The sequence below is a fragment of the Streptomyces sp. RP5T genome, from assembly GCF_003933965.1.
In the GTDB taxonomy this organism is placed as follows: domain Bacteria; phylum Actinomycetota; class Actinomycetes; order Streptomycetales; family Streptomycetaceae; genus Streptomyces.
This window is the reverse complement of record NZ_RSAJ01000361.1, coordinates 1-8523: the sequence shown is the minus strand read 5'-3', so window position 1 is coordinate 8523 and position 8523 is coordinate 1. Positions and strand designations below refer to the sequence as shown.

The 8523-nt window shown below is 75.4% G+C and carries 10 protein-coding genes; 9 read left to right on the top strand and 1 reads right to left on the bottom strand.

What is annotated here, in order from left to right:
- Window positions 1–843: CBS domain-containing protein (locus EHS43_RS29695; RefSeq protein WP_125193805.1), on the bottom strand; the 843-nt coding region annotated here is incomplete at its 3' end.
- A gap of 216 nt (window positions 844–1059) precedes the next feature.
- Between EHS43_RS29695 and EHS43_RS29690 the strand changes: the two genes are divergently transcribed.
- The 9 genes from EHS43_RS29690 to EHS43_RS29650 form a co-directional block, all read left to right on the top strand.
- The gene (locus EHS43_RS29690) at window positions 1060–1485 is read left to right on the top strand and encodes a hypothetical protein (RefSeq protein ID WP_125193804.1); all 426 of its coding nucleotides are present in this window, start codon (window positions 1060–1062) and stop codon (window positions 1483–1485) included.
- Window positions 1486–1508: 23 nt separating this feature from the next.
- Window positions 1509–2432 carry a V-type ATPase subunit gene (locus EHS43_RS29685; RefSeq protein WP_260470772.1) on the top strand — a complete coding sequence of 308 codons (924 nt, stop codon included), beginning with the start codon at window positions 1509–1511 and terminating at the stop codon, window positions 2430–2432.
- Window positions 2419–3891 (top strand): V-type ATPase 116kDa subunit family protein, encoded by a 1473-nt coding sequence (locus EHS43_RS29680; RefSeq protein WP_221740771.1) that lies wholly within the window; start codon window positions 2419–2421, stop codon window positions 3889–3891. The genes EHS43_RS29685 and EHS43_RS29680 overlap by 14 nt, the downstream gene beginning before the upstream one ends.
- On the top strand, window positions 3888–4304 hold the full coding sequence (locus tag EHS43_RS29675) for an ATP synthase subunit C (protein WP_125193802.1): 417 nt from the start codon (window positions 3888–3890) through the stop codon (window positions 4302–4304). The genes EHS43_RS29680 and EHS43_RS29675 overlap by 4 nt, the downstream gene beginning before the upstream one ends.
- Window positions 4301–4531 carry a hypothetical protein gene (locus tag EHS43_RS29670; protein ID WP_125193801.1) on the top strand — a complete coding sequence of 77 codons (231 nt, stop codon included), beginning with the start codon at window positions 4301–4303 and terminating at the stop codon, window positions 4529–4531. Before EHS43_RS29675 ends, EHS43_RS29670 begins: the two co-directional genes overlap by 4 nt.
- Window positions 4528–5055 (top strand): hypothetical protein, encoded by a 528-nt coding sequence (locus tag EHS43_RS29665; RefSeq protein ID WP_185806467.1) that lies wholly within the window; start codon window positions 4528–4530, stop codon window positions 5053–5055. The genes EHS43_RS29670 and EHS43_RS29665 overlap by 4 nt, the downstream gene beginning before the upstream one ends.
- A complete protein-coding gene (locus EHS43_RS29660) occupies window positions 5052–6800 on the top strand; it encodes a V-type ATP synthase subunit A (RefSeq protein WP_260470771.1) in 1749 nt (582 codons plus the stop codon). Before EHS43_RS29665 ends, EHS43_RS29660 begins: the two co-directional genes overlap by 4 nt.
- On the top strand, window positions 6797–8200 hold the full coding sequence (locus EHS43_RS29655; protein ID WP_125193798.1) for a V-type ATP synthase subunit B: 1404 nt from the start codon (window positions 6797–6799) through the stop codon (window positions 8198–8200). Before EHS43_RS29660 ends, EHS43_RS29655 begins: the two co-directional genes overlap by 4 nt.
- Window positions 8197–8523, top strand: a 327-nt coding sequence (locus EHS43_RS29650) for a V-type ATP synthase subunit D (protein ID WP_312023448.1), incomplete at its 3' end; no start/stop codon positions are given. The genes EHS43_RS29655 and EHS43_RS29650, both read left to right, overlap by 4 nt.

Genomic DNA, 8523 nt, shown 5'->3' with positions numbered 1-8523 from the left:
CAGCAGCACGATGGCGTCGACGACCTCGACCACGTCGTCGATGTCCCGTACCTGCGTCACAAGTTCGGGGACGACGTCCTTCTCCAGCCGTCCCTTCAACGTCACCACGCCGTGCTTCACGGTCACTTCGACGGCACGCGGGTCCACGAGCTGCTGCCGGACCAGGGACTCGACCTCCGCCTGGATCTCGGTGTCGTCGCGGATCAGGGCGCGCAGCAGGTCCTGTCGGCTGACCACGCCGACGAGGCGGCCCTGACGGTCGGTCACGGGAAGCCGCTTCAACCGCCCGTGGGCAGCCGTCCACGCCGCGTCCGACACGCGCTCGGCCGGGTGGACGGTGACCGGGGGGAAGGTCATCAGCGTGGCCGCCGTCTCCCCGTGGCTCTTGTCGTAGAGGCGGCGCTGCCACAGTCTGCCGACGCGGCCGTGCCGGTGCGGTTCCGCCATGACGGCGGCCTTGGCCAGCAGGTCCGACTCCGATACGACACCGATCACATGGTCCTCGGCGTCGACCACCGGTACGGCGTTCAGCTGCTCACGGGCGAGCGTGTGCGCCACGTCGAGGAAGGGCATGTCGCCGGGGACGGAGACCGCGGGCACGTGCATGACGTCCCGCACGCGGGGCACGGACGGTGTCCGGGAAGTCGGGGCGGCAGGCTCGGACTTCGCCTTCCCGACGGTGGGTTCGGGCGCTTCGGTGCCCCGTACCGACGCGGCGCCGGCGACCGCCGCGAGGTAGCGGCGCAACGCGTCCTGGCGCGGCCCCTCGTCGGGTGTCCAGGGGCGGCCCGGCATGGTGTGGCGGGCTTCCTTCTCGGCGGAGCGGTGCTCGAAGTCGCTCACGGCTGCCTCCCGGGGATGCCGTCCAGCTACGGAGTCAGTGTCGCATCGATGACCGGGCGCGGCCTCCGGGACGAACGGCCCCACTCATGGGACGGTCGGCCCAGCGCGGCGCGACACGCCATGGCCTACCAAGGACACTGGAAGCGGGGACTGGTCTGGTCGCTCTGAGGTGAGTTCGTGACGGGATTCCGGGACTTTCTGACACGGTTCCGACCGGTGGCATCACCCGGCCGGGCGGCACCCGGCGGCGTCCCCGCGGACCGCTCCGCCGAACTGCACGCGGAACTCGCCCCGCCCCTGGCCCTGCTGGAACAGACGGAGGCGGAGGCCCGCAGCGTGCGTGAGCGCGCCGACTCCGCCGCCGCGGCCCGACTGCACGAGGCCGGGGCCCTGGCGGAGACGATCGTCGCCGAGGCACGTGAGGAAGCCCGCCGGACGCGGGCGGCGGCCGCCGAACGGTCCCGGCGAGCCGCCGAGGGCGCGGCCGCGGAACTGCTCGCCGAGGCGGAGCGTGAGGCGACCGCGGTACGCGACCGGGCCAGGAGCCGGACACCGAAGCTGACCGCGCGGGCCCTTGCACTGGTGCGGGCGGACATCATGGCGGAGCCGAACCCGCCCCCGGCACCGCGGGCGGGTTCCTGATGGGCGCCGGCTGGGTGGCCGGAGTGACCCGGGCACGGGCGTTGCGCACCAGGTGCCTGGGCCCCGAGGGCATCGGGGAGCTGGCGGCGTCCCGGACCCTCGACGACGCTCTGCGCTATCTGGCGGCCACCCCGTACCGGCACGACATCAGCCCCGGAGCGACACCGGCCGAGGCCCAGCGGACGGTCTCCGCTGCGCTGCTGTGGCATCTGCGGGTCCTCGCCGGCTGGCAGCCCGCCGCGGGCGCTCAGGCGATCCGGGCTCTGGCCGCGGGGTTCGAGATCTCCAACACCGAACGCCACCTGAGCGAGATCGCGGCCGATGCGGAACGCCCCCGTACCCCGCCCTACCGCCTCGGCGCACTGGCCATCGCCTGGACCCGGCTCGCCCGTACCCGCACGCCGGCGGAGCTGCGCACCGCGCTGGCGGCCTCCGACTGGGGCGACCCCGGGGGCGACTCCCCCGCCGCGGTCGCCACCGGCATGCGGGTCTCCGCCGCCGTACGCCTGGCGACGGCCGTTCCGGACGCGGCTCGCTGGGCGACGGCGCGGCTGGCTCTGCTGTTCGGCCGCGAGGTGTTCGTCGTCGGGCGCCGGATGCCGGACGTCTCCGTGCGGCGGGCCGCGCGCCTGCTCGGCCCGCGAGCGGTGGGCGCGGGCTCGTACGCCGAGTTCCGGCAGGCGCTGCCCGCCGACACGCGCGGTCTGCTGGAGGGCGTGGACGAGGCGGCCGATCTGTGGCGGGCGGAGGCACGGTGGTGGGACGTGGTCGAGCGGGACGGCCGGGAGCTGCTGCGCCGCTCCTCGTTCGGGCCGGGGCCGGTCGTGGGGGCCGTGGCCCTGCTGTCGGCGGACGCGTGGCGGACGCGCGGCGCGCTGGAACTGGCCGCCCGGGGCGGCGGCCCGGGCGACTGGCAGGCGGTGGAGGTGCCTGATGGTGCGGGCTGAGGCGGCGGTCCCGGTCCGGATGCGCAGGGTGGCCCTCGTGGCCCCCGAGCGGGCGCTGCGGGAGAGCCTGGTACGGATCGCGGAGGCGGGCTGCGTCGAGATCGAGCCGGCCGGAGACGGCGGTCCGCAGACCCGCGGGCCTGCGGCGACGCGTCTGCAGCGGTTGCGCGCAGAGCCCACGCGGCCGGTTCTCAGTGCAGTTCCGCCCGATCTGGACGCGCTGGAACGCGAGGGCAGGACGGACCTGCTGGCGGGTGAGGCACAGCTGGAGGAACGCCTCGGCAGCGCCGTCCGGCACGGTGAGGTCGCCGCACTGGCCGGGTGGTGCCCGCAGTCGGAGGTCGGCGCGACCGCCGCGCGCGTCGCCGGTGTCGGAGGAGCCCTGGTGCCGTTGCGGGCGCCGCGTGGCGTGGATCCGCCGACGCTGCTGACCGGTGCCCGCCCCGCGCCCCCGGGCATGCCCGTGCGCCGCTCGTTCACGCCGCTGGTCAGCACCTACGGAACCGTGCCCTACGCCGACGTCGACCCGACGCTCCCGGCGGGGTTCGTCTACGTGGTGATGTTCGGCCTGATGTTCGGTGATGCCGGACACGGGCTGCTGCTGGTCGCCCTCGCCCTCCTGCTGCGCGCGGGCCGGCCGCGCCGGGCGGCGGCCCTGCGCCCGCTGTGGCCGTTCGTCGCCGGGGCCGGGCTGGCCGCGACGCTCGCGGGGGTGGCGTACGGCGAGTTCTTCGGCCCGACCGGGGTGTTGCCCGTGCTGTGGCTGGAGCCGCTGGAGGAGCCGATGCGGCTGCTGGCCGCCGCCGTCGGGCTCGGGGCGGTGCTTCTGGCCGCCGCCTACGCCGTGGGGATCGTGAACCGGTGGCGGGAGGGCGGACCGGCCGCCGCCCTGTACGCGACGACCGGCGTGGCGGGAGCGGCGCTCTTTCTCGGCCTGGCCGCCGTCGCGGGCGCCGCGTGGCTCGGCCAGGAGGCGTTCGTGGCGGTGGGGGCCGTGATCGCGGTGTCGGGTCTGGTCCTGGCCGGCACCGGGCTCTACACGGCCACGGCGGGGGGTCCGAGCGGCGCCGTGCAGACCGGGATCCAGCTGTTCGACGCGGTGGTCAGGATCGGCTCCAACGTGGTGTCCTTCGCGCGGCTCGCGGCCTTCGGGCTGACCCACGCCGCACTCGGCGCGATCGTCTGGGACGGTACGACGGCTCTCGCGGGCCGGGGCCCGGTCGGGGTCGTCGCCGGCGTGCTGGTGTTCGTCGTGGGCAACGCGCTGACGTTCGCGCTGGAGGCACTCGTGGCCGGTGTTCAGGCGCTGCGTCTGGAGTTCTACGAGCTGTTCTCCCGGCTCTTCGAGGGAGAGGGGCGCCCGTTCAGGCCCTGGCGGTTGCCCGTCGAGCACGTTCCGGGGCCGGATCCGGCCGGGGTGAGCTCCGGACCCGGCCCGGTCAGGAAGGAGCAGTCGTGATCACGTGGTTCTTGGCCCTGCCCCTCGTTCTGGCGGGATTCGTCGCCGTACGGCTTGCGCTGCGGCGCTCCGGCCGCAGGGCCCTGTGGTGGACGGTCGCCGCCGACGCCGTGCTCCTGGTGGCCGCCACCGTGGTGCTGACCCTGGCGCTCGGCGGCGGCTCCGCAGAGGCCGCCACCACCGCGGCCCAGGACTCCGGGTCGGGCTCCGCGGCCCTGATCGGCGCGGCGATCGCGGTGGCAGGGGCGACGATCGGGGCGGGCGTGGCCGTCGCCTACACCGGTGCGGCCGCCCTGGCCGCGCTCAGCGAACGGCCCGAACTCTTCGGCCGGGCCATGGTCATCGTCGGTCTGGCCGAGGGCATCGCCATCTACGGGCTGGTCGTCGCGGTCATCCTGATCGGGAAGGCGTGACCGTGGGACGCGTCGCCGCACTCGGGGAGCGGTCCCGGGTGGCCGGTCTGGCCCTCGCCGGTGCGGTCGTCCTGGTCGCGGACGCCCCCGAGGCCGTACGCCGGTGCTGGCGGACCCTGCCCGGCGACGTGGACCTGGTGATCCTCACCCCGGCCGCGGCCGAGGCGCTGTCGGAGACGGGCGAGCCCCTGGGCAGCCGCCCGCTGACCGCTGTGATGCCGTCATGACGCCCCCGGCCCCCGCCCCCGCGACGGCGGCGCTCGACCCGGTGCGTGCGGCGCTGCTGCGAGCCGCCCACGCCGACGCGGAGGCGGTCCTGGCCCGCGCCGAGCGGGAGGCGGCCGCCCTGCTGGACCGGGCCCACGCCGAGGCCCGCGCAATGCTCGACGAGGCCCGGCGGCAGGGCGAGGCGGACGGCGCGGCGGCGGCCCGTGACCGCCTCGTCAGGGCCCGCCGGGAGGCCAGGTCCCGCACGCTCGCCGCTCGCCGGAAGGCGTACGGCACGCTGCGCCGGGAGAGCGCCGAACGGGTCGAGGAATGGCGCGGCACACCCGACTATCCGGGCCTGCGGGAGCGGCTGGAGCGGCGGGCCCGTGTCCTCCTCGGCCCCGGTGCCCAGGTGACCGAAGACCCCCACGGGGGTGTGGTCGCCCATACCCCGGGACGGCGCGTCGATCTGTCGCTGCCCGCGCTGGCACACCAGGCGCTGGACCGTATGGGAGGGGAGGTGCGGCGCCTGTGGGAGCCGTGACCGAGTCCACCGGGCCGCACCGGCCGGCCGTCTGCCGGATCCTGCGCGTCACCGGGCCGCTGGTCGAGTTGGAGTACACGGGCGGCACCGCGATGTTCGACCTTGTCTCCATCGGCCCGGTCGGCCTGCCCGGGGAGGTCGTGGCGATCAGCGGCGACGTGGTCACCGTACAGGCGTACGAGTACACCGGCGGGCTCGCTCCGGGACAGACGGCGACACCGCAGGGACGGCCCCTGTCGGTGCGGCTCGGTCCCGAGCTGCTCGGCGGGATCTTCGACGGACTCTTGCGCCCGCTGTCGGGGGCCGGCGACTGGCTGCTGCCCGGCGCCCGGCAGGTCACGGGCGAAGCTCACGCCTGGACTTTCTCTCCCTTGGTGGCACAGGGCGTGGAGGTCTCCGAAGGGCAGGCCCTCGGGGAGATCCTCGACGCCGGACCGGTCGGGGTGAAGGTGCTGGTGCCGCCCGGCTGCGGGGGCGTCGTGGAGCGGATCTCCGCTGCCGGACGGCTGACGGAGGACGCGGTGGCGGCGGTCGTGGGCGGCAGCGAGGTGACCGTCGGCGCCTGGTGGCCGGTGCGCCGGCCGCGCCCGGTGCGTGAGCGCGTCGACAGCCACGAGGCGCTGAACACCGGTCAGCGGGTGATCGACCTCCTCTTCCCCGTGGCACGGGGCAGCACGGTGGCGGTGCCGGGCGGGTTCGGTACGGGCAAGACCATGCTGCTCCAGCAGATCGCCAAGTGGTGCGACGCGGACGTCATCGTCTACGTCGGCTGCGGGGAGCGCGGCAACGAGATGGCTGACGTCATCACCGAGCTGGCGGAACTCCGGGATCCGCGTACGGGCGGGCGGCTGGCGGACCGCACGGTGACGATCGCCAACACCTCCAACATGCCGATGATGGCCCGTGAGGCGAGCGTGTACACGGGGGTCACGGTCGCCGAGTACTTCCGCGACATGGGCCTGGACGTGGTGGTCATCGCCGACTCCACCTCCCGGTGGGCCGAGGCGCTGCGCGAGTTCGCCTCCCGTACCGGCGCGCTGCCCGCCGAGGAGGGCTACCCGGCCGGACTGGCCTCGGCGATCGCGGCCTTCTACGAGCGGGCCGCCGCCGTGACCACCCTGGGCGGGGACCGCGGTTCGGTGACGGTGATCGGGGCGGTGTCGCCGCCCGGCGGGGACCTGACCGAACCGGTGACCGCGCACACCGAGCGCTTCGTGCGCTGCCTGTGGACCCTCGACCGCGATCTCGCGTACGCCCGTCACTACCCCGCCGTGGCCTGGGCCGGGTCCTTCTCCCGCGACGTCCCGGTCCTGGCCGCCGGGAACCGGGCGGCCGGTGATCCGGGATGGGGCCGGCGCCGCGAGCGGGTGGGGGCGGTGCTGGCGGAGGCCGACCGGCTGGCCGACCTGGTGGACCTGATCGGCATCGCCGCCCTGCCCGCACGGGAACGTGTCGGCGTGCTCGCGGGAACCCTGGTCAGGGAGGGGGTGCTCCAGCAGAGCGCGCTGTCGGAGCGGGACGCCTACTGCGGGCCGGAGAAGACCGCCGCACTCGCGGACGCCGTGCTGGCGGTCGCCGACCGCTGCCGCGCGCTGGTCGACTCCGGGGTTCCCGCGTCCTCGGTCGAGGAGGTCGACTTCGGTCCCCTGCTGCGCGCCCGGGAGGACACCGGCCCGCACGACACGGACGGGGTGGCGGCACGGCGGGACGCCATGCTCGCCCGGCTGGACGAGGTGCGCTCGTGAGCGGGTCCGGCGGCATCGAGTACACGAAGGTGCGTGAGCTGCGGGGGCCGCTCGCGGTCGTCGAGGGCGTCGAGGGGGTCGGCTGGGACGAGTACGCGCTGATCACCCTCGCCTCGGGCGAACGGCGCCACGGCGTGGTCCTGGACGCCGATCGCGGGCTGGCGGTCGTGCAGGTGCTGGAGGGAACCGCCGGCATCGACCCGGAGGGTGTCCGCGCGGCCTTCACCGGCAGCCCGCTGCGCGTCCCGGTCGGCCCGGACTGGCTCGGCCGGGTCTGCAACGGCAGGGGCGAGCCCCTCGACGGCGGCCCACCCGTCCTCGGCGACGACACCGCCGAGGTGGGCGGCGCGCCGCTCAACCCGGTGCGGCGTGAGCCGCCGTCCGAGCCGGTACTCACCGGGGTCGGGGCCGTCGACGCCCTGACCACCCTCGTACGGGGGCAGAAGCTGCCGGTGTTCTCGGTGGCCGGGCTGCCGCACCTGGAGCTGGCGGCCCAGATCGCCGCGCAGGCCACCGCCGCGGGCGAGGCGTTCAGTGTCGTGTTCGCCGGCATGGGGCTCACCCATGCCGACGCCTCCTTCGTACGGGACGCCCTGGAGGAACGGTCCGCGGCAGGCGAGCTGGTCCTGCTGCTGAACACCGCCGACGACCCGGTGATCGAGCGGATCCTCACCCCGCGGATCGCGCTCACCGTCGCCGAGCACCTCGCCTTCGCGCAAGGAAGGCACGTCCTGGTGGTTATGACCGACATGACGACGTACGCCGAGGCCCTGCGCGAGGTCTCCGCCGCCCGCGGGGAGATCCCCGCCCGCCGGGCCTACCCCGGCTATCTCTACAGCGACCTGGCCTCCCTGTACGAGCGCTGCGGCCGCGTCCGGGACCGGCCCGGCTCGGTCACCGTGCTGCCCGTGCTCACCATGCCCGCGGGTGACATCACCCATCCCGTGCCCGACCTGACCGGGTACATCACCGAGGGCCAGATCGTGCTCTCCCCCTCGGTGCACGCGCGGGGGGTGTACCCGCCCCTGGACGCGCTCTCCTCCCTGTCCCGGCTGATGCGCAAGGGCGCCGGCCCGGGCCGTACCCGCGAGGACCACCTCGACGTCGCGGCCCAGCTGATGGCCGCCCTGGCCCGCGCCCGGCAGGTCCGCGACCTCGCGGACCTCGTGGGCGAGGCGGCGCTCAGCGCTACGGACCGCCGCTACCTGGACTTCGACGAGGCGTTCCTGCGGGACTTCGCGCACCAGCGGAGCGACGAGCGGCGCGACCTCGACGACGCGCTGGAACGCGCCTGGCGGGCCCTGCTCACGCTGCCCCGCGGTCAGCTCGCCATGCTTCCCGCCCGCCTCCTCGACGCCCATGGCGCGAAGGACCTCCCGGCCACGGAGGCGTCCCCGTGACCGGCGGCAGGCGTACACCCCCCGGCCGTGCGGGGCGGCTGCGACTGCGGCACAGTCTCGACGTCGCAGAGCGGGGCGCCGACCTCCTGGAACAGAAGCTCCGCATCCTGCGCTCCGAGCACGAGCGGCTGGCGAGCGCGGCGGAGGAGGCCGCCCGCGCCTGGCACGACCTGCTCCCCGAGGCCGAGCGCTGGCTGCTGCGCGGGCTGCTCCTCAGCGGGGAACCGGCCCTCGACGCGGCCGCCACGGGCCTCGCTCCCGCCGAGGTCACGGTCGAGTGGACCACTTCCATGGGCGTCCGCCACCCGGCAGCGGCCTCCGTG